Annotated in this window: 16 protein-coding genes; 9 read left to right on the forward strand and 7 right to left on the reverse strand. The window is 50.8% G+C overall.

Translation table 11 applies throughout. The features are described from left to right. Positions 1 to 86 precede the first annotated feature (86 nt). On the forward strand, positions 87 to 2,528 hold the full coding sequence (locus ACEVG1_RS05340; protein WP_374742541.1) for a TonB-dependent receptor domain-containing protein: 2,442 nt from the start codon (positions 87 to 89) through the stop codon (positions 2,526 to 2,528). 20 nt (positions 2,529 to 2,548) lie between these two features. Here ACEVG1_RS05340 and ACEVG1_RS05345 read toward each other — a convergent pair whose 3' ends face one another. Genes ACEVG1_RS05345 through ACEVG1_RS05355 form a run of 3 tightly spaced genes read right to left on the reverse strand, consistent with a single transcriptional unit; the run spans position 2,549 to position 5,075 of the window. Then, complete coding sequence (locus ACEVG1_RS05345; protein ID WP_374742542.1) at positions 2,549 to 3,535, reverse strand: MlaD family protein; 987 nt, start codon at positions 3,533 to 3,535, stop codon at positions 2,549 to 2,551. Between the two features lie 2 nt (positions 3,536 to 3,537). Further along, positions 3,538 to 4,311: an ABC transporter ATP-binding protein gene (locus ACEVG1_RS05350; protein WP_374742543.1), complete on the reverse strand. Its 774-nt coding sequence runs from the start codon at positions 4,309 to 4,311 to the stop codon at positions 3,538 to 3,540. Beyond that, positions 4,311 to 5,075, reverse strand: a complete 765-nt coding sequence (locus ACEVG1_RS05355) for an MlaE family ABC transporter permease (RefSeq protein ID WP_374742544.1) — start codon at positions 5,073 to 5,075, stop codon at positions 4,311 to 4,313. Before ACEVG1_RS05355 ends, ACEVG1_RS05350 begins: the two co-directional genes overlap by 1 nt. A gap of 202 nt (positions 5,076 to 5,277) precedes the next feature. Between ACEVG1_RS05355 and ACEVG1_RS05360 the strand changes: the two genes are divergently transcribed. From ACEVG1_RS05360 to ACEVG1_RS05375, 4 genes are all read left to right on the forward strand, one after another. Continuing rightward, entirely contained in the window at positions 5,278 to 6,654 is a 1,377-nt protein-coding gene (locus tag ACEVG1_RS05360) for a DUF6600 domain-containing protein (RefSeq protein WP_374742545.1), read from the forward strand. A gap of 139 nt (positions 6,655 to 6,793) precedes the next feature. After that, complete coding sequence (locus ACEVG1_RS05365; RefSeq protein ID WP_374742547.1) at positions 6,794 to 7,549, forward strand: SGNH/GDSL hydrolase family protein; 756 nt, start codon at positions 6,794 to 6,796, stop codon at positions 7,547 to 7,549. 100 nt (positions 7,550 to 7,649) lie between these two features. Then, complete coding sequence (gene pncB / locus ACEVG1_RS05370; RefSeq protein ID WP_374742548.1) at positions 7,650 to 8,813, forward strand: nicotinate phosphoribosyltransferase; 1,164 nt, start codon at positions 7,650 to 7,652, stop codon at positions 8,811 to 8,813. A 6-nt stretch (positions 8,814 to 8,819) separates the two neighbouring features. Then, positions 8,820 to 9,518: a class I SAM-dependent methyltransferase gene (locus ACEVG1_RS05375; protein WP_374742550.1), complete on the forward strand. Its 699-nt coding sequence runs from the start codon at positions 8,820 to 8,822 to the stop codon at positions 9,516 to 9,518. A gap of 102 nt (positions 9,519 to 9,620) precedes the next feature. Here ACEVG1_RS05375 and ACEVG1_RS05380 read toward each other — a convergent pair whose 3' ends face one another. Genes ACEVG1_RS05380 through ACEVG1_RS05390 form a run of 3 tightly spaced genes read right to left on the reverse strand, consistent with a single transcriptional unit; the run spans position 9,621 to position 15,247 of the window. Next, positions 9,621 to 10,490 (reverse strand): DUF1735 domain-containing protein, encoded by an 870-nt coding sequence (locus ACEVG1_RS05380; protein ID WP_374742551.1) that lies wholly within the window; start codon positions 10,488 to 10,490, stop codon positions 9,621 to 9,623. A 30-nt stretch (positions 10,491 to 10,520) separates the two neighbouring features. After that, complete coding sequence (locus ACEVG1_RS05385; RefSeq protein WP_374742552.1) at positions 10,521 to 11,960, reverse strand: SusD/RagB family nutrient-binding outer membrane lipoprotein; 1,440 nt, start codon at positions 11,958 to 11,960, stop codon at positions 10,521 to 10,523. 20 nt (positions 11,961 to 11,980) lie between these two features. Beyond that, the gene (locus tag ACEVG1_RS05390) at positions 11,981 to 15,247 is read right to left on the reverse strand and encodes a SusC/RagA family TonB-linked outer membrane protein (RefSeq protein WP_374742553.1); all 3,267 of its coding nucleotides are present in this window, start codon (positions 15,245 to 15,247) and stop codon (positions 11,981 to 11,983) included. A 541-nt stretch (positions 15,248 to 15,788) separates the two neighbouring features. Here ACEVG1_RS05390 and ACEVG1_RS05395 point away from each other — a divergent pair. Then, positions 15,789 to 16,154: a hypothetical protein gene (locus ACEVG1_RS05395; RefSeq protein WP_374742554.1), complete on the forward strand. Its 366-nt coding sequence runs from the start codon at positions 15,789 to 15,791 to the stop codon at positions 16,152 to 16,154. Here ACEVG1_RS05395 and serS read toward each other — a convergent pair. Then, the gene (serS, locus tag ACEVG1_RS05400) at positions 16,151 to 17,422 is read right to left on the reverse strand and encodes a serine--tRNA ligase (protein WP_374742555.1); all 1,272 of its coding nucleotides are present in this window, start codon (positions 17,420 to 17,422) and stop codon (positions 16,151 to 16,153) included. The two genes, ACEVG1_RS05395 and serS, sit on opposite strands and share 4 nt — an antisense overlap. 35 nt (positions 17,423 to 17,457) lie before the next feature. Between serS and rsmI the strand changes: the two genes are divergently transcribed. The 3 genes from rsmI (at position 17,458) to ACEVG1_RS05415 (ending at position 21,012) form a co-directional block, all read left to right on the forward strand. Next, on the forward strand, positions 17,458 to 18,123 hold the full coding sequence (rsmI, locus tag ACEVG1_RS05405; RefSeq protein WP_374742556.1) for a 16S rRNA (cytidine(1402)-2'-O)-methyltransferase: 666 nt from the start codon (positions 17,458 to 17,460) through the stop codon (positions 18,121 to 18,123). Positions 18,124 to 18,151: 28 nt separating this feature from the next. Next, positions 18,152 to 19,159, forward strand: a complete 1,008-nt coding sequence (locus ACEVG1_RS05410; protein ID WP_374742557.1) for a LacI family DNA-binding transcriptional regulator — start codon at positions 18,152 to 18,154, stop codon at positions 19,157 to 19,159. Positions 19,160 to 19,389: 230 nt separating this feature from the next. Beyond that, positions 19,390 to 21,012, forward strand: coding sequence for an ABC-F family ATP-binding cassette domain-containing protein (locus ACEVG1_RS05415; protein WP_374742558.1), 1,623 nt, complete (start codon positions 19,390 to 19,392; stop codon positions 21,010 to 21,012). Positions 21,013 to 21,015 lie beyond the last annotated feature (3 nt).

Consider the following 21,015-nt stretch of genomic DNA (forward strand, 5'->3'; position numbering starts at 1 on the left):
CCGTACTATTGCTTGCTTCCTTTACAGCAAGTAATATTGCCAAGTGTCCTAGCATGGGGATATCAGAACGCTGTTACCAAAAAAAGATGAAGAATATCTATTTTGCCGCTGTATCGTTGCTTCTTAGCTTCCATTTGCTGGCGCAGCAAACGAATCCGTCTGTTATCATTGGAAAGGTGATGGATATTGAAAGGGAACCGCTTGCCGCGGCAACGCTTTCGCTCTTTCGCTATACCGATTCGACACTATTGAAGGTGGAATTAACTGACGATGGGGGCTCCTTTCAATTCGATGAGGTGGCAGCAGGCACTTACATGATCGGTGTCACGTCGACAGGGCTGGTTCCTTATACATCCACGCCTATTACCCTTACCCCTGGAATTACCTTCAATGCAGGAAGTATCACATTAGCACCCGACTACATTGAACTTGACGAGGCTGAGGTGACTACCTCCCGCCCCATAGTAACCCCTCATCCCGACCGGACAATCGTTAACGTTGGCCAGTTGCTATCGGCGGCGGGAGGTACCGTGCTAGACGTGCTGAAACAGTCGCCCGGTGTTTCCACAAGTTCGGAAGGTGGCCTTTCCATACGGGGTAAAGCCAACATCACCGTGCTGATTGACGGCAGGCCTACCCACCTGAGTGGCTCGGAACTAACCGACTACCTACAGGGAATGCCCGCCGATCAGTTGCACCAAGTTGAAGTGATCACCCGCCCATCGGCCAAATACGATGCACAGGGAACCGGCGGCGTCATCAACCTGAAAACCAAGCAAGGGTTGACCAACGGCTTCAATGGGAATTTCAGTGTCAGCGGACACCAGGGCCGGACATTCAGCTCGGCAAACAACATAGACATCAACTGGAAGCAAAACAGCTTCAACGTGCTCTTCAATTACGGGTACACGCTGTCCAACCCAGTCATCGAGTTGAAGTACCACAACGTGATGCGTGATAAAGACGGGCGGACAGAATCCATTGAGGACAAAACGTTTCTATCAGAAAGCAGCACGGCCACACACAATCTGCGTACAGGGTTGGACTATACATTGGGAAAAACGACCATCGGTGCCACTTATAACGGCAATTTCAAACGATACCCGGACCAGCAAAACCGCAGCCGAAGCGATATCTCATTTCCACAACAAGCGCTGACAGCCGTCAATACATCCACCCGTAAGCGGGAGATCCGCAATCCTGTCCAGACCTTCAATGCTTATCTTACGCAGCAGTTGGGTAAACGCGGTGCTACTTTTTCGGTAGTCGCTGATTACCTAGCCTATAACCGGCCGCTGACGTATTTCCTCACCAACGACTTTTCCGTATCCGGGCAGCCGGAGCTGGGTGAGCACCTACGCATCCGCCAGCGCATTTCCAGCAATATAGACATCTATGGCGGCAAGGCTGACCTGACCTACCCGATTTCGGAAAAAGCCACGGTTACGGCGGGCGTGAAAACAACGCTCATGAAAATGGACAATGATGCGGCTTTCGAAATTTATAGCGCGCAATCGGACGATTATGTAAAGGATAGCGAACGAAGTTCACATTACCTATTCGACGAAAACATCCATGCAGCGTACGTAGATTTCGACCAACGACTTGATGATACATGGCAATTGCAGGTAGGCTTACGGTTAGAAAACAACCGTAGCGATGGGGAGAATATCGATAGGAAAGAGCGCTTTAATCGTAGGCATACCAAGCTCTTCCCGTCGGTTAGCCTTACGCTGCAGGCGAACGAAAACCACTCGTTCACCGCGAGTTTTTCACAGCGGATCAACCGGCCGGAATACAGCCAATTGATCCCGTATTCATTCTACACCGATTTACTGTATTACCAGCAAGGAAACCCGCGGATCGCTCCGGAAGTGGACAACTCCATCCAGCTAAGCCATACGTTCGCGGGTAAACTAACCACCTCCGCTGCATATTCTCGATTGAACGACGTGATCATCTGGACCTACAGCCGCGAAGACGGCAGTCAGGCCCTCGTCTATGGCTTCGGCAACATCGATCGGATGGACACGTACAGTATGACGATTGACTACACGGACCAGCTCGCTTCATGGTATGTGGTGATAGTCAATGCGACAACGGGTTATGACAGCTACCAAGGCATGCTTTCGGAGGATTATACGGATAACGGCGCCGGTTTCGCGTACGCCCAGTTACTAAACCAGCTGCGGTTTAATGGTGGGTGGGCAGCGGAGGTGACTGGAATGTTCATGAGCAGCTACCAGGATGGCCCGCTTGCCATCGGCGACCCATACGGGCAAGTCAACGTTACGGTGGTTAAAAGGGTGTTTGGTGATAAGGGTAGTATCCGCTTTCTTGCAGCAGATATTTTTGGCACCGACCAGTATAAAACATACTCACGCCAGAAAGCACTGGATTCCAAATCTTACCAGAACGGTTTCACCCGTCGGTTCGGTTTATCGTTCACCTACCGCTTTGGCACGGGTCAGAGGCCACAAACCAAAGCGCCTTCTTCCAGTACGGAGAATGAGGCAGGGCGGCTGTAGTATGGACGGCGAGCTTGCCTTTACTGCTGAGAGGCCTCCTTTTCGGCTTTTTTCGCCTGCTTCCTAAAAAAACCGCGGAACAGGAAATTGTGCTGTAGCGCTTCCATGTTCTGGTCCAGTTTTTCGGTACTTGCTTCGAGATTCATCAAGGTCTGTTTGATGCTTTCGGCCGCTTCCGGGTCGTTGAGCAGCACTCCTACGGCATTGTCCTTATCATCCAGTTTACCAGCCGTTTGATGGAGGTTGGTTACCAGCGCAGACGCCGTTTGGGTAATGCCTTGCAGCTCGGCCACGGCGCTACGTAGGTTTCCATAAACGACCGTGTCGGTAAGCAGATCGTTGATTAGCGTTCCCTCGGCGTTCAGCTTAGTGGTCAGCTGGTTGAGCGCATTGGATGCTTTGGCCGTATTGGCAGCCGTTTGGTTCAGGTTGCTGATCATCTGCTTAATCTGCACCGCCATCAGCGAATCGGTCAACACCGCACCCATGGTACCCTCACCACGCGCGATACGGCTACTTATTTCGCCGAAATTGCGGGTAATCTCCACCAGGTTTTCGTTATTGGTTTGCAAGGTAGCCATCATCGCATCCAGACCACCGGCTTCGGCTGCTTGCAAAACATCGCCATCTTCAATGGCAGGCACATCGCTGCTGCCACCTTTAAGGACGATCAGCTTGTTTCCAATAAAGCTCTCCGATCCAATTTCGGCAACGGCATCCTTACGGATGTACTCGCGCGAGGAAGATTCAATATCCATCGCTATTTCAACATCTTGTAGGTTTTTGAAGCTGATACTCTTAATGGTACCGATTTTAACCCCCGAGAACCACACATTGTTGCCGGGCTTCAGGCCGCTCACATCACCGAATACCGCGGTGACCCTAACGGTCTTCGAAAAGCGGTTTTGCTGCCCTCCAAGCACCAAGATACCCGCAACGAGTATGATGATGCCGATCAGCACAAACAATCCTACGATTACTGAACGTTTATTTTCGTTAGCACTCATAATTACTGAATAAAATTGTAGTCATGAAACGGCTTCACGCGGCCGTCGTCTGTATCAAAAATTTCATCGAAGCTCCCTTCCCGCTCAAACCGGCCATCCAAGAGCATCACGATCCGGTCGCCCACGCTCTTGGCGCAGGCCAAATCATGTGTAATGATAATCGATGAGGTTTTGTATTTTTCCTGAACTTCGTTAATCAGGCCGTTGATCTCGATGCAGGTAATCGGGTCAAGGCCGGCTGTCGGCTCGTCATACAGCATGATTTCGGGCCGCAAGATCAGCGTTCGGGCGATGCCGATGCGCTTCCGTTGTCCACCCGATAGCTCCGAAGGCATCTGATGAAGGGTGTGCAAGAGCCCTACCGCATCCAGCACATCTTCCACCTCATGGTTGATTTGCTTACGGGAAAGATGCCGTTTGTTCCGGACAAGCGGGAACTCCAGGTTCTCACGCACGGTCATACTATCGTATAGCGCACTGTTCTGGAAAGAAAAACCGATTTTCAGCCGAAGTTGCTGCAGTTCCTTCTCTCCAAGTTCATCCACATGCTCACCAAGTACCTCGACGGTACCTGTATCGGGTTTCAGCAGGCCCGATATCAGTTTGATAAGCACCGACTTGCCGGTGCCGGAACGCCCCAAGACCACGAGGTTCTCGCCCTCGAACAAATCGAGGTCGACTCCGCGCAGCACATCCAGCTCACCGAATGACTTGCTCACGTTTCGCACGGTGATGACCCGCTTGCCATAGTCGATATGTCCGCCCGTCTTTAACATTATGCGCGCATTGCTTGAATAATCTGCACGATCAGTATTTCTTCAATGAATACCAGAAACATCGACATAACCACGGCCCAGTTGGCAGCACGCCCCACGCCTTCCGTTCCTTTCGATGAATGGTAACCTTGATAGCAGCCCACGATACCGATGGTGAAGCCAAATACGATGGCTTTCAACACCAGCGAAAATACATCGAGGAACGTTACCGCGTCAAACACCTGGTCGAAATACACCCGGAAACTCGTATCCTCGACTTGATTGACACTTAGGAAGGCCCCAAGCAGGCCAACAGCCGCTGTATAGAAAGACAGGATGGGAATACCTATGGTGGTGGCCAATACGCGGCTCACCACGAGGAATTTGAATGGATTGGTGCCCGAAACCTCCATGGCGTCGATCTGCTCGGTCACTTTCATGGAACCCAGCTCGGCACCGATCTGCGAACCGACCTTGCCCGAGGCGATCAGCGCCGTAACCAGCGGGGCCAACGCCCGGATAATAGCAATGGATATCAGCGCGGGCAGCCACGACGTAGCACCAAATTCGGCTAGCGAGGGACGCGATTGGTTGGTAAATACAATACCGGTAATGAAGCCTGTTAGCGAAATAAGAGGCAGTGATTTCCAACCGATTTCATAACACTGCCGGACGATCTCCTTGAACTCATAAGGTGGCCTGAACACCTCGCGGAAGAAACGCATGACAAACCGATGGATATTGGCTAGTTCGACGAGTGTACGCTGTATCTTCTTCTTTACCATCCGTGGATTTCCGCAGTTAAGGCTGCAAACTTAGCTAAAATGCCATTAATTTCCCTATATAAACGCACATTTCGGGAAATTGTTCTACAATGTTACCAGTAGTGCAGAGGGCGTTTCAGCTAGCCGGATTAAACCATCGGGTCGCCACGCTAGTCATACCGACAGAACAAACAAAAGTGTTGCACCTTTAAATTAGCAAGTCATGAAAACGATAAAGAAGACCGCACTTACGCTACTTACAGCAATCGCCTTTGTGGCTATTGTGGCAACCAATGCCGTGAAAGCCCAACCCGGCATGAGCGTTTCGTTCCAATTATTTTACGACGAACTGGCTCCTTATGGTGAATGGATAAATGACCCCGAATACGGATATATTTGGCTTCCGGACGCTGATCAGAACTTCCAGCCTTATGCTACGAATGGTTATTGGGTAATGACCAGCTACGGAAACACCTGGGTATCGAACTATGCTTGGGGCTGGGCACCGTTCCATTATGGCCGGTGGACCTATACCGATTACTACGGTTGGGCATGGGTGCCGGGCTATGAGTGGGGTCCCGCTTGGGTAAGCTGGCGGAGTGGCGGTGGTTATTACGGCTGGGCGCCGCTAGGTCCGCGCATGAGCATCGATGTACACATCGGTATCCCCCACCACCACTGGGTGTTTGTACCACAACGGTATATTTGCAGTCCGCGGCTCTATAGCTACTACACGCCGTACCGCAACCGCGTAAGTATATATAACCGCACTACGATTATCAATAACACATACGTGTACAACAATCGTACGTATGTAAGCGGTCCACGCCGCAGCGAACTTGAGCGGGCTACGGGCGGCCGGGTGGCGGTACGCGAAATAAGCCATGCTACCCGCCCTGGAAGGGCCGCCGTAAATAGCCGTTCGGTAAGTCTCTACCGGCCGGAGGTAGACCGCAACAGCCGTACATCGGCACGCCCCGCCCGGGTAGCCGATGCGGCAACGGCAAGGACCAGCAGCCGGGCTGCCAATGCACGGACGGCAACGACACCGGCCAACAACCGGAACGCAACGGCGGCTACACGTGGCACCACTACGCGGACGACCGATAGCCGCAATGTGCGGTCGGCCACCGGCAACAATACGGAAGCTACCCGTACAAACAGCACACGTGAAGCAGTGCGCACAAACAGCGCTAACCGGACCCGCGAGGCAGCTACACCGGCGGCACGTACAACTGCCCCGAGAACGAACTCCGTGCGCAGTGCGGAAAGTACTTCCAGCAGTACGACAAACCGTGCAACCACACCGGCGTCTCGAAATCGGTTAACAACCAGCGTACAACAACGGGCTACCAAACCTACGGTAAGCCAAAGCAGCCGAACGTCTACGCAGGCGCAGCGTGCAACACCGGTACGGAATAGCAGCACGAACGCACCTGCGCAAAGGGCCAGCCGCCCGAGCCGTAGCACCACGGTGAAAAGCCAGTCGTCTTCGCGGCCGAGTGTTTCGACGAGCAGCCGTTCGCAAAGCAGCCGGAGCAGCGCTACGCCCAGTAAAACTGCTGAACGGAAAAGCTCGTCCGGAAGGGGCCGTGGATAGCCCGATTGCCCGAACGGCGATGGAATCCTGACGACTAATAGGAATCAAAGAAACGGTAGCCCGTCTCGCTGAAAACGAGACGGGTTATTTTTTCCGTTTTTATACCTACCTTTGAAACTGTCAGAACCAAAGAATAACCATGGATAACGGTAGAAGAAAATTTTTAGGAACCTCATTGGCGGGTGCAGCGCTGGCGGTCAGCCTCCCCGAAATCGTAAAAGCGGCCATTGCACCGGCCACAGCCGCACCGAAAATCCGGATAACGGAAAACGATGTCATCCTGTTTCAGGGCGACTCGATAACGGATGCTGGCAGGGATAAGAAAAGCGACTCGCCCAACAACAGCGGTGCGCTGGGCCACGGTTATGCCTTATTGGCGGCAGCCAACCTGTTGCACACACATGCGACAAAACAGCCTCTCGTTTACAACAAGGGGATCAGCGGGAATAAGGTACACCAGTTAGCTGCCCGCTGGGAGGAAGATTGCGTTTCGCTGAAACCCAACATCCTGAGTATACTGATCGGGGTGAACGACTACTGGCACACGCTGTCGGGCAACTATGACGGCACGATCCAGGTGTACCGCGACGACTACCGGAAGCTGCTCGACCGCACGATGAAAGCACTTCCCCATGTGAAACTCATCATCGGCGAACCCTTTGCCGTCAATAATGTGAAAGCGGTTACCAACGACTGGTTCCCGGCATTTGACGAATACCGCGCCGCGGCCCGCGAAATAGCCGATGAGTACCGTGCCGTATTCATCCCCTATCAGCGGGTATTTGATGAAGCCTCCAAAAAAACACCGGCCTCCTATTGGACGGGCGATGGCGTGCATACGACGTTGGCAGGCTCACAATTGATGGCAGAGGCATGGTTGCAAGCGGTTAAATAGGTGATAGTTGACAATTAGAACACAGATACCGCAGATTGAGCGGATTGCCACCGATTGCAAATAGCAAAAAAGCAAACGGCAATATGCAAAGCGCCTAAAAATGATTGTCTCCATACTGGATAACGATTTCTATAAGTTCACCATGCAACATGCGGTGATGAAACTTTTCCCGAAGGCGCGGGCGAAGTACCAGTTCATCAACCGTGGTAAGCATGTGTTCCCCCCCGGTTTCGCTCCGGCATTGCAGGATGCCATCGCAGCGTTGGCAAAACTACAGCTTACCGACCGCGAGAAGAGTTATTTCGCTACCACCTGTCCATACATCGACCCCACGTATTTCGACTTCCTGCAGGGTTATCGATACGACCCAACGGAAGTGCGTGTTGAACAACAGGACGGCGAACTCACAGTGGCCATCGAGGGGTACTGGTACCGGACTATCCTGTGGGAAGTGCCCATTATGTCGTTGATATGCGAGCTTTATTATCAACTTACCGGCCAGATACGGCAACCGGACGAGCAGGTAATCGCAACCGCCACGCAGAAAATCGAGCAGTATGGGCAGTTGGGGGTTACCATCGCTGAATTTGGCACCCGCCGCCGGCACTCCTACACGGTGCACCGGCTGGTGGTACAGGCGCTCCGTGCGGCGGGTGAAGGCACCTTTATCGGCACCAGCAATGTCCATATGGCCATGCGTAACCAAACGAGGCCCATCGGCACACATGCGCACGAATGGTTCATGTTCCATGCCGCCAAATACGGATTCAAGATGGCCAACCTACTGGGTTTGGAGCATTGGTCTGAGGTGTACCGTGGCGATCTCGGCATTGCCTTGTCCGATACGTACACGACCGATGTGTTCTTTACGCAGTTCGACAAGAAGCTCTCCAAATTATTCGACGGTGTACGGCACGACAGCGGAGATCCGCTGGTTTTTGCCGACAAAACCATTGCACACTACGAGCACCACGGTATTGACCCGCGCTCGAAAACCATCATCTTCTCGGACGGACTGGATACCGAGAAGGTGACCCGTATTGCCGGATACTGCCGTGGCCGCATCGGCATTTCGTTCGGCATCGGAACCAATTTCACCAACGATGTGGGCTTACCACCGATGAATATCGTGATTAAAATGACGGAAGCATATCCAACGGACGGCCACTGGACACCCGTCATCAAACTTTCCGATGAACCCGGCAAGCATACGGGTGACGGAAAGATGATTGCCTTGGCCAAACAAATCCTTGACATTCCTTAACAAGCTATGCCACCTGATGTGCTGGGCCACGCCCTTCATGACTACTTACAAGGACATCGCGGCGACCAGCTGCTCACACACACGAGCTTCGGTGGCGTGGAAGAGATGCCTGTGGCCGAATTTTTCCGGTCGCCCGTTGATTTTCCCGAACTGGAGCACATCGCTTTGTCGCTATGCGACGGGCGTGTGCTCGATGTCGGCGCCGGCGCGGGGAGCCATGCCCTGTTCCTGCAAAAACGCGGGATGGATGTTACCGCATTGGAACGTTCGCCGTTGGCCGGTACGGTGATGCGCGGACGGGGCGTAAAACAGGTAATAACAGCTGACATTTTCGAGTACTCGGGCGGTCAGTATGATACACTCCTTTTTTTGATGAATGGCATCGGCGTGGCCGGCACCCTCGATGGACTGACGTCGCTACTCAATCATTGCAAAACGTTACTGAACCCGGGCGGCCAGCTCCTTTTCGACTCGTCGGATATCGCTTACCTCTATGCCGACGGCACCGTGGATAAGCCCGCGGGCTATTATGGTGAAATCCGATACCAATATGCCTATAAAGGTAAACGCAGCGCATCTTTCGATTGGTTATTCATCGACCAGGACACCCTGATCAGCGTCGCGCGGCCGATGGGCTGGGTGGTGCAGATTCTGTATGAAGACGGGCACGACCAGTACCTGGTGCGGATGGAGTTGATGGCATAAAAAAAGGGGCTGGGAGCCCCTTTTTTAGCGATAGAATTGTTTTGGTTTCACAAACACATGAAAAAGAAGCGGAACAATTCCAGGAAACCGCTTAGTTTAAAATTAAGGTCTTGGCCCTATGTATTCGTAGGTCTCTTCAAAAGTATAAGCTCCACTTGCGTTATTCCAATATACCTTAAGCGTCTTGGTATCCGGATTCCAGACGCTACGAGCATCCTGCGGTTCTTGGACACCCAAAGACGGACAGCTTACCGTAACCGCAAATGTTTCAGGATCAATCGTATAGAACACTTCGTTACTATAAGCACCTAATAAACCAGGATAAACTTGGACGGAATTTGGGCCTGTTGTCTGTAACTCAACTTCTGTTTCTTGATTAGGGATAACCGAAGTGTTTGCAGAAGTGGTATACTTATAAATCCCATCATAGTCATTCTTCACACTGACTATGGCAAAAATCGTGTCCTTTCCCGCGTTTGCCGGAAGTCCACCACTATTTGTCAGAATATATGCAACAGCATATTTCTTTGTTAAATCAAACTTGCTGCCATCCAATGCAATGGTATATTCCTGAGCAAAATCTCCCGACTTAAATTCAATATTAAATCCATCCGCCGTTGCAGAAAAAGCAGGATTGACGACGGTAAATATATCTTCGGGAAGAAACTCATAGTCCGCTTCGTGTTCTTCGTTATAGTCATCGATAACCTCAGGGGCAGCTTTGATTGACACTTGCAATGGATTATTCAAACTCGCATTGGAATTGGCAAATTTAGTAATAGTGAAAATGCCGACATTACGCACATCAGTAAACGGACTCAAATAGATAATACGTTCAGGTGCTTCCGAAAAAGAAACGAACGTAGTCCCCGCGTCACCCATCGGCTCTCCATCAAATGAGTCCTTAACGCAGCCCGCTAAGAGAAGCGTCGCCGCAAAGAACCCGATTAAATAACCATATATTGTTTTCATAATATTCGCTTTTAACAAATCGTTTATAGATTATTGATCCCACCAAATACGGGAATCCTGACTATCTCCACCCTGCAGACGTTCGACCGCTTCCTTGACACCAGTCTCGTTCGTAGAATACTCGCTGGTAGCATATACGTAACGTCGTACGATTTCGCCCGAGGCATTCGTTGCGTCAGGAGCGGGCTGCAATGCCGGATAGCCCGTTTTACGCCAAATATTCCAACCCTGCTGACCATCGGGATAATGTGCGATATAGCGTTGGGTTGCTATTTTCTGTAAGTTGGCTCCGGATCCGGCTGCCGCAGTCAAATTCACACCGCTCTGCGTAAAATATGAAGCCGAAGGTGCAGCGATACCCCACTGTTCGAACGAGAGTTCAATTCCGGTACGATACACTGTTGTCAAATCTTCCGACGTCCACCCGTAATCGGCAGCTTCCGCACGCGCTAAGGCTACTTGGCCGGCGCTCAAAATGATTACCTCGCCATTTTCCTCTCGTTTATCGCCCCGTAAGATACGTGCCCAAGTGGGATTCGCTGCCGTAAAGGCTTCGGCCGATGCGCGCGCAAGGCCGTATGGTACGCCGACATTCGAGGTTTCCAATGCGTTAGGGTCACTTTCTACTTCAGACGCACCGCCAAACGCCGCCTGCCTGCCATCTCCCAACGATCCCATCAAATCCGTCAGCGTTTTGCTTTCGGCGAAATCCTTACGACCATTATATAGGTTCCACCAATTGCTCCGGAAATTCCCCCCCGGATACACTATCTTGATATTTTGGGAATTATCACTGATGTAACCTGCTGGATCATTCAAAGCCGCAGTGAATTGGCTCGCCGCATAATCGCCGGCATTGGGGTAACGCTTTGAAAGCTGCAGGGCCATCATCATCCGCAACGAGTTTGCAAAACGTTTCCACCCAGCGATATCTCCATCATTAATGACATCACCGGTAATCAGGCTTCCGTCAAATTCATTCACCGCTTCGCTAAGCGCTTGTATCATACCTTTGTAAATCTCTTCTTGGGTATCGTACTTGGGGGTTACCCCTTGCAATGCTTCGCTGTATGGCACATCGCCCCAACGATCAGTTACCGACCAAAAAATATACTGCTTCAATATCTTCGCAATCGCACTCATGTTGTTGCTTTGCTCGGTGTTGATGATATTCTGCAAATCGTAGAGTATGCCCGTATATTCGCCCGCGAAAGCCAATTGCGGCAATGCATAAAGCGAAACGTCGGTATACTGTGTTTCAGAAAAATATTGCGCATACAATCCGCCACGGGTTTGGCTCGCATATCCTCCCAAGCCTGCTCCCACATTGGTCAACAATGCACCGATGATCGGATCGTTTGTAGCTCCGGGATTGACATTCGTGTCTCCGAAATCGCTTAATTTTTCACATCCCGCAGCCGTTGCCAAGAAAGCGGCGATAACGGGATATAATATATAGTTCTTTTTCATCTTTCTAGCCTTTCAGTTTATTAAAACGTTAACCTGATATTAAACCCTATGCCACGAGTGCCCGGTAATTGGCCTCGTTCACCATAAACGGCACTCACTTCAGATGGGTCGAAATCTTTCGTCTTGGCATATAGCAACCAAGGGTTTCTTGCCACCACTGACACATAGGCCCCTTTTACATAATCACCCAAATTCAGCCGGCTTACGGGTACTTGATAACCCAACGATATTTCGCGCAGTTTTACAAATGTCAAATCGTAGATAAAATCATCAAAGGTCCGATTATTAAACATATTATGATAGTAATCTTGGGCCTCCACATAGAAGAAGACCGAATTGTTATCTTCATCGACCCCATCCACGCGAACACCACCGCCATCGGCTACCGCATCACGTACTGGGTTCCCTTTGTCATTTAAGACTGCGGTTCTCGCAGTCAAGCCGCTATAGGAGCCCCACATGTTGGACAGGGAAGCGAACTTACCACCAAACTGATAGTCAATATTTACGGCCAGATCAAAATCTTTAAAGAAGACAAAGCCATTCTGTATACCCCCGGTAACCAATGGGAGCACACTACCAAAGAAAACATTCGGGTCGTTTTGATAGAAACCTGAGCTCGAAAGGATTGGAATCCCGTCGTCATTGCGCAAAATACCATTCCCATAAAGCTGTCCCCAACGCTCTCCCTCTTTATGCACCATATATGGCATCACCGTACCCCAAGGTCCGCCAACATCAATGCGGTCGACCTCATACTCTTTGCTGATTTCCACCACGTCATTTTCTACCAACCTAGAGTAAGTTGCTCCGATATTCCATTCGAAATTTGATGTGGCAACAGGTATTGCTGATAGCTGTAAATCGATACCTTTTTTCGTGACCTTACCGATATTTGTAAGAATGGACGTAAACCCACTTGCCCCGTTTAAGCTTAACGATTGAGGGAAGTCAATTTCGCTACCATCCCAATAGGTAAATGATAAGCCTAAACGATCGCGGCCCCGACTACCCCGGAAGAAACCTAGGTCTAAACCAACATCCATTTGGCTAACAACCGACCCCCGTATATTCGGATCCACCAATTGATCCGGAGTACCCATCAGGAAGTTGCTACCCCATTTAAACTGCCCAACGCCATACGCAAAACCTGGATAGCGGTATGCTCCGAACTCCGTTGACCGGACACCGAGTGCTTTGGGAATTTCCCCCCAACCGGCACGTAGCTTTCCGTAACCAAACCAAGAAGAGGTCGGAAGCAAATCACTGAATATAAACGATCCGCCCACCGATTTAGACAACACACTGTTGTTATCTGCCGGTAATGTTGAAAACCAGTCATTACGCAAGCTGAAATTCACGAACACCATATTCTGGTACCCGAATACCCCCGAACCAAATATGGCATTATAACGCTCTTCGGTTCTCCCGTTCGAAATCGTGGCATCATTAACCGAGTTGGCAATGGTAAATAAATCCGGAACGTTGAGTCCTTGGTTGGTATTTGCCGAATTCGATTTACTGACCCAATGGAAGAAGTCGCTTCCAAGGTGTCCTTCGATGGAAAAATCATTAATCGTTTTACTATAGTTAGCCAGAAACTCTAGGTTCTGTCTGTTCGAGTACGAAGTGCCGGTACCATAATACCCCCGCGCCTGCGCGTTGTTACCTTGGGTCTGCAATCCACTCTCATTCAATCGGCTGCTGTATTTGTCTTCCCAGAAAGTGGTGTTTTGCTGCTTACGGTAGGTCGCAGAAACGTTGAGCCCTTCCATGATATGGTATGTCAGACTAAGATGGCCAAACAACCGATCACGTTGATTGATCATATCAATCAAATCGTAATACACGTAGGGATTATACCAATAGTTCCCGGCATAGAAATTACGTTCATTGGCTGGATTGTATGACGTGGGCGCGGTTTTATTCCAACTCGCGTAAATACCATCGGGGGTGGTCAATCCGCGGAGCTCCTTCAAAATACCCATATCGAGATTTCGATGGAACCATTGACTAAAGGCACCGGTCGATTGGTTTGAGTAGTCGTCGTCTATCTCTCCGTAAAGCCGCTGATTGATGTAATTAACATTGGTTGACAATGTTAAATACTTATTAATATCATAATCGAGAATCATGTTAATGTTATTCCTACCGAGCTTGGATGTAGGAATCAAACCATTGATACTTTGATTGCCGTAAGTCAGTTTAAGATTTACATTATCAGTGGCGGTGCTAAATGAAATACTGTTATTCAGCAATACCCCCGTCTCATAGAAGTCACGTGCATTATCCGGCTGTGGCGTCAATTTAGCTGTTTGGAAGGACCGGCTGTGCCCGCCATACCAAGCGTACCAAGGAATATACTCTTGACCTACCATTCGTGGGCCCCAGCTCGCATCGTCATTATAGTCATGATAAAACTTTCCATCAAGCGCTTTCCATTCTTCCGGTTGACCAGGTTGCCAGGTATACTTTATGAGTGAACTGGCCCCACCTCCTGCATAGGAATTCTGGTAATTCGGCATGATATAAGGATTCTCAAATTGAGCGCCCAAATTCATGACGATTCCCATACCGGACGACTTTCTTCCCCGTTTAAGCGTTATTACAATTGCTCCATTAGCTCCCTGCGATCCAAACTGGGCAGATGCCGCTGGGCCTTGCAATACGGAAATGCTGGCAATATCATCCAGATTGAGGTCATCAGAATTCGGAAGGATAGTTCCGTCGACAACATAAATAGCTCCTTGACCGCCCCCAAAACCAGAGGCCCCACGGAGACGCACAGCAGTTTCCCTCCCCAATGCGGCAGCCGATTGACTCCGTACTTGCAAACCAGCGACTTTACCCGCCAAGGCATTGTTGACATTCGGTTGGCGGGTCACATTCACGTCATCACCTTGTAATACTTGTGCGCTATAAGAAATGGAACGCGCTGTCTGTTGCGTACCATAGGCGCCGGTAACCACAACCTCCTCGAGCGTTGCCGCCCCGGGACTTAATGTTACATTGATGATTGCGCCAGATCCCAAAGCAACAACCTGTGTCTCAAAACCTATAAACGTAAATTGCAATTGGGTAGCAGACGCAGGTACAACAAGCGTATAATCTCCTTGCAAGTTCGTTTGTGTAACAGCCTGCGATCCTACTGCGGTAACGGTTACGCCCGGTAGCGGACTTGAGTCCTCCGAAGAAATCACCTTACCACTGATCCTTTTTTCTTGGGCATACGCTGATCCGATCAGCAATATCCCCAACACGAAAAAACCAAGTAACTTTTGTTTCATGTGTTTTTGAATTTGGTTAAATTAATTAATAGACTACCTTCCGGAAACCCGGATTTTTTCAATGCAGGCCGATACACGATTGTCAAGAGACAAAGTAAAACTCACCGCGAATTGCAGTAAAAACTATACGACCATCTTAAACAGGTATGGATTGCCTATCGGCCTGATAGCTAGTTCGCGATATCAAGAGACTCTTTGATACCGCCATTTTTTAGCTAGTAAATGTCTTGTGTGCTAGTAAACGTTCTTAATAAATCTGCTTTTGTGTTTGTAAAAGTTTGCGTTAAAAATTGTACTCCCGTGTGCTTTGTTTGTCTTTTCCTGTGATATATTTAACCCCCCTGGCTATCACATTACCAGGCAGCTGTCTTTTCGAGTTAGTTTCTTGAAAAAAGCCGGCAGAAATCAGCTCTTCATAGCATTGCTTGAGACAAATGTAAATTTTTAATTGACAAAAACAAAATTATGTTAAAATAAAATTTACATGCAACATTTCGGATGTACCACGCGTCTTATGAGTGCTAGTAAATGCTGAGAAATCATGATAAAAAAGACGTTGGGTGAAATCATCAAGGAGACGATGAAAGAAAAAGGCATCAAGAGTTCCATGGTGGCCCGCAAGATGAATGTATCCCGACAGGCTATCAGCCAAATCGACGTACGTAAGAAATTCGATCTTGATTTCCTTCAACGCCTCAAAGAGGCATCGGGATTAGATTTCACCGCCATCGCCTACGAAAAAATCGGCCGCACCTACCCCCATGACGAACAGCCGGTCGACTTACCCCAGGGCATCACCATCAACATCAGGGTGACCACGAAAGACAAAGATAAGCTGGACAACCTGCCTTCTTTTATTGAAGAAGTGGAGGCGTCGGGTAAACGGTATGGATTCGAACTAACCTAATCCACCCATTCGAAACCGGTGTATGGCACCAATGCGTCGGGGATTTTTATGCCTTTATCTGTCTGGTAATTTTCCAAAATGGACGCCACGATTCGCGGCAACGCCAGGGCACTACCATTGAGAGTATGGGCCAACTGTGTTTTGCCGCCTTCTCCTTTGAAACGCACTTTGAGCCGGTTGGCTTGGTATGTCTCGAAATTAGACACGGACGAAACTTCTAGCCAGCGTTGCTGGGCGGCACTCCATACTTCCATGTCATAAGTAAGCGCCGAGGTGAAGCTCATATCGCCGCCGCAAAGCCGAAGCACCCGGTAAGGCAGTTGCAGGGCTTGCAACAGCGACTGCACATAAGCGCTCATTTCTTCCAGCACGGCGTAGGACTTGTCAGGATGCACCAGCTGCACCACTTCCACCTTGTCGAACTGATGCAGGCGGTTCAAGCCGCGCACATGCGCACCGTATGATCCGGCTTCCCGGCGAAAACACGGGGTATAAGCTGTATGCTTAATGGGGAAATCGCTTTCTTTCACAATGGTATCGCGGTACAGGTTGGTAACGGGCACCTCCGCCGTGGGGATGAGATAGAGGTCATCGACACCCACATGGTACATCTGCCCTTCCTTATCGGGAAGCTGCCCCGTTCCGAAACCGGAAGCTTCGTTGATCAATATGGGCGGCTGCACTTCCTTATAGCCGGCTTTTTCTGCCTGGTCCAAAAAGAAGTTGATCATGGCGCGTTGCAACCGTGCTCCTTTACCTTTATATACGGGAAAACCCGCCCCGGTTATTTTGGTGCCAAGCTCGAAGTCTATGATGTCGTATTTGGCGGCGAGTTCCCAATGGGGCAACGCTCCCGCCGGGAGTGCCGGCGGTACGCCATGCTCCAGTACCACCTCGTTGTCTTCGGCACCTATGCCTTTGGGCACCGACTGGTGCGGCAGGTTGGGCAGCAACACCAGCTTCTCGTATAAATCGGCTTCAACGGCCGCCAGCTCATCGGCGAATTTCTTCTGTTGGTCCTTATATCCACCCGATTGCGCTTTCGCCACCTCGGCTTCGTCACGTTTTCCCTGGCGCATCAGTTCGCCGATTTGGCGTGCCGCGGCATTCGCCGATGCGGCAAGGGCATCGGCTTCGGTCTGTACCTGCCTGCGGCGCTCATCCAGCGCTATTACCTCATCTACCAGTTCAAGCGCCTGAAAATTCCGGATGGCCAACCGCTCAACCACTTCGTCTCTGTTTTCGCGGATATAATTAACTTGCAACATATATTTCTTTATTTTGTGTCGCAAAAATAATAAAAATGCTTTACCTCGTCCCCACTCCCATCGGCAACCTTGAAGATATGACCCTGCGTGCCGTCCGCATCCTTAAAGAAGCGGATTTCATCCTTGCCGAGGATACGCGCACGAGCGCCCCCCTCCTTAAGCATTTCGGCATCGCCGGGAAAGTCTTTGCCCACCATCAGCATAACGAGCACAAAGCCGTGGCAGAAATCATACGCTTTCTTGAAGAAGGCAAAACCGTGGCCTTGATATCCGACGCAGGCACACCGGCGATTTCCGACCCCGGGTTCCTGCTGGTTCGGGAAGCCATCAAACACGGCATCGCGGTACAATGCCTGCCGGGCGCCACGGCCTTTGTACCCGCATTGGTGGCCTCGGGCCTTCCTTGCGACCGGTTCTGCTTCGAAGGGTTCCTCCCGGTAAAGAAAGGACGGCAAACGCGATTGAAATCCCTCGCCGCGGAAACCCGCACACTGATTTTTTACGAGTCGCCCCACCGGCTGCTCAAAACACTCGACGAATTCATCGCGGTATTTGGAACGGAGCGTCCGGCTTCCATCTCGCGCGAAATCAGCAAGGTATATGAAGAAACCGTGCGCGGCACCCTGGCAGAACTCAAGGATCATTTCAACACACATACGCTCAAAGGCGAGTTCGTGGTTTGCATATCCCCCCAACTTTAGCTAAGTTTGTATAAACGAGATACGAACCGTGTTTAAGCCCATCACCATCAAGGATATTGCGCAGGCATTGGACCTTTCGCCGTCCACCGTGTCGCGCGCATTGAGCGATAGCTACGAAATCAACGAGGAAACCAAGAAACGCGTACTGGACTACGCCGAGCAGCACAATTACCGCCGCAACCCCATCGCCTCCAGCCTACGCCACGGGCGCAGCTACTCCATCGGTGTGGTGGTATGCGAGGTAGCCAACAGCTTCTTCTCCCAAGCGATAGACGGCATCGAATCGGTGGCCTACGGCAAGGGGTACCACGTCATCATCTCGCAGAGCCACGACGCGTACGAACGCGAGGTGGTAAACATCCAGCATTTGGCCAACCGCGCGGTGGATGGCCTACTGATTTCGATGTCGGCCGAAACGAAGGATTTCTCCCACATCGTAAAATTGCACGAGCAGGGGCTGCCCATTGTGTTTTTTGACCGCATTATCGATGCTTTTGAAACCCATACGGTTACTTCCAATAACCGGGCGGGCGCGGCGAACGCTACGCAGTCGCTCGTTGGCCGTGGTTTCAGAAAAATCGCCCACCTGGCCAATGCGCCGCACCTTTCTATTACCGCAGAACGGATGGAGGGATACCAGGAGGTTTTGGAAAGCAGCGGGATACACCTCGACGAGTCACTTATCCGCTACTGCCACCACGGGGGGCGCGTACAACAGGAAGTGGAGGATGCCGTGCGATATTTCCTAAACCTGGACGAACAGCCGGATGCCATCTTTGTGGCGAGCGACCGGCTGAGCATGGGTTGCCTAAGCGCATACAACAAGCTGGCACCCAAGGAAACCCACCCTGCCATAGCGGGTTTTTCCAACTCGGATGTGCTGGATCTTTTCCAGCCTGGCTTTACCTGCGTTCGCCAACCGGCGTTTGAAATGGGCCGCGTAGCCATGGAAATGCTCATCCAACTGATAGAGAGCCGATATCCGGTATACGATTTCGAGAACACCGTACTGGAAACGAAGCTCATCGCCCGGTAAGCGATCCATGCTGTTGGGCCCGCCTCGCAATTTCGCTTTTTAACCCAGATTATTCATTAGCTTTCGTGATGAGGGCTGTAACTGCAATAAAGTCAGGCTGTTTGGAGGCTGAGGCATAGCAGCGCTATGTGAGGCCGAAAACATCAGCGAAGCGACTGAATTTGAAGCAGTTTCAGCACGCAATAGAAGTGCTAATGAATATTCTGGGTTTAAACCGTACCTTTGCGCCCATGATTAATGTATCCAACCTTTCACTCCGCTATGGCAAGCGGGTTTTGTTTGAAGATGTCAACCTTAAATTCACCCCGGGCAACTGCTACGGCATCATCGGTGCCAACGGTGCCGGTAAATCCACGTTCCTCAAAATCATCTCGGGCGATGTGGACCCAACGACCGGCTCGGTAAGTTTCACGCCGGGCGAGCGGATGGCGGTACTCAAGCAGGACCACTACGCGTTTGACGAGTACCCCGTTATCGAAACGGTAATGATGGGCCACCAGGAGCTGTATGACATCATGAAAGAGAAGGATGCTATTTATGCCAAGGAAGATTTTTCGGATGCCGACGGTGAACGGGCAGGCGAGCTGGAGGCTAGATTCGCTGAAATGGATGGATGGAATGCCGAAAGCGACGCCGCCACGCTGCTGAGCAACCTCGGCATCGATGAGGCGCTCCATTATAAATTGGTAAAGGAACTGGACGGTAACCAAAAGGTCCGCGTGCTCCTCGCGCAGGCGCTTTTCGGCAGTCCCGATATCCTGCTGCTAGACGAACCTACCAACGACCTCGACATCCATACCATCGCTTGGCTGGAGGATTTCCTAGCCAGCTATGAGGCCATCGTCTTGGTCGTATCGCACGACCGGCACTTCCTCGACTCGGTATGTACCCATGTGGTCGATATCGACTTCGGCAAGATGACCATTTATACCGGCAACTACTCCTTCTGGTACGAATCGAGCCAGCTGGCGTTGAAACAGCGTGCCGACCAGAATAAGAAAATGGAAGACAAGGTCAAGGAACTTCAGGAATTTATCCGTCGGTTCAGTGCCAACGCCTCCAAATCCAAACAGGCCACCAGCCGGAAGAAAGCACTCGAAAAAATCAACCTGGAAGAGATTAAACCTTCGAACCGGAAATACCCGGCCATCATGTTCAACACAATGGCACGCGAAGCCGGCGACCAGATTTTGCAGGTAGAGAAACTGGGCAAAACGCTGAATGGTGAGCTGCTGTTCAACAACGTGAATTTCATGGTCAGCAAGGGCGACAAAATCGCTATCCTTTCGCAGAACAGCTTGGCCACCTCTGCCTTCTATGACGTGTTGACGGGGCGAGATAAAGACCATACCGGTAATTTCAAATGGGGCGTCACCATCAGCATTGCCGACATTCCGATGGATAACAGCGACTATTTCGAAGGCAAATCAGAAAACCTCATCGACTGGTTGCGGGAATATGGACAGCCTGGCCAAGACGAGCAGTTCATCCGCGGCTTCCTGGGCAAGATGCTGTTCTCGGGTGAAGAGGTGCTCAAGAAATGCTCGGTACTATCGGGCGGCGAAAAAATGCGTTGCATGTTTTCGCGGATGATGCTCCAACAGGCCAACATGTTGCTGTTCGACGAGCCGACGAACCACCTCGACCTCGAATCGATCACGGCGTTGAACAACGGCATGGTCGATTTCCGGGGTAGCATCCTGTTTACCTCGCGCGACCATGAGCTGACACAGACCGTGGCCAACCGCATTATCGAACTGACACCGAACGGCATCATCGATAAACTGATGAGCTACGACGATTACATCAACAGTGAGTCGGTGAAAGAACAACGGGAAGCGATGTACGCATAAACC

Origin of the sequence: Parapedobacter sp. 2B3, from assembly GCF_041925275.1 — a bacterium.
Taxonomy (GTDB): Bacteria; Bacteroidota; Bacteroidia; order Sphingobacteriales; family Sphingobacteriaceae; genus Parapedobacter; species Parapedobacter pyrenivorans_A.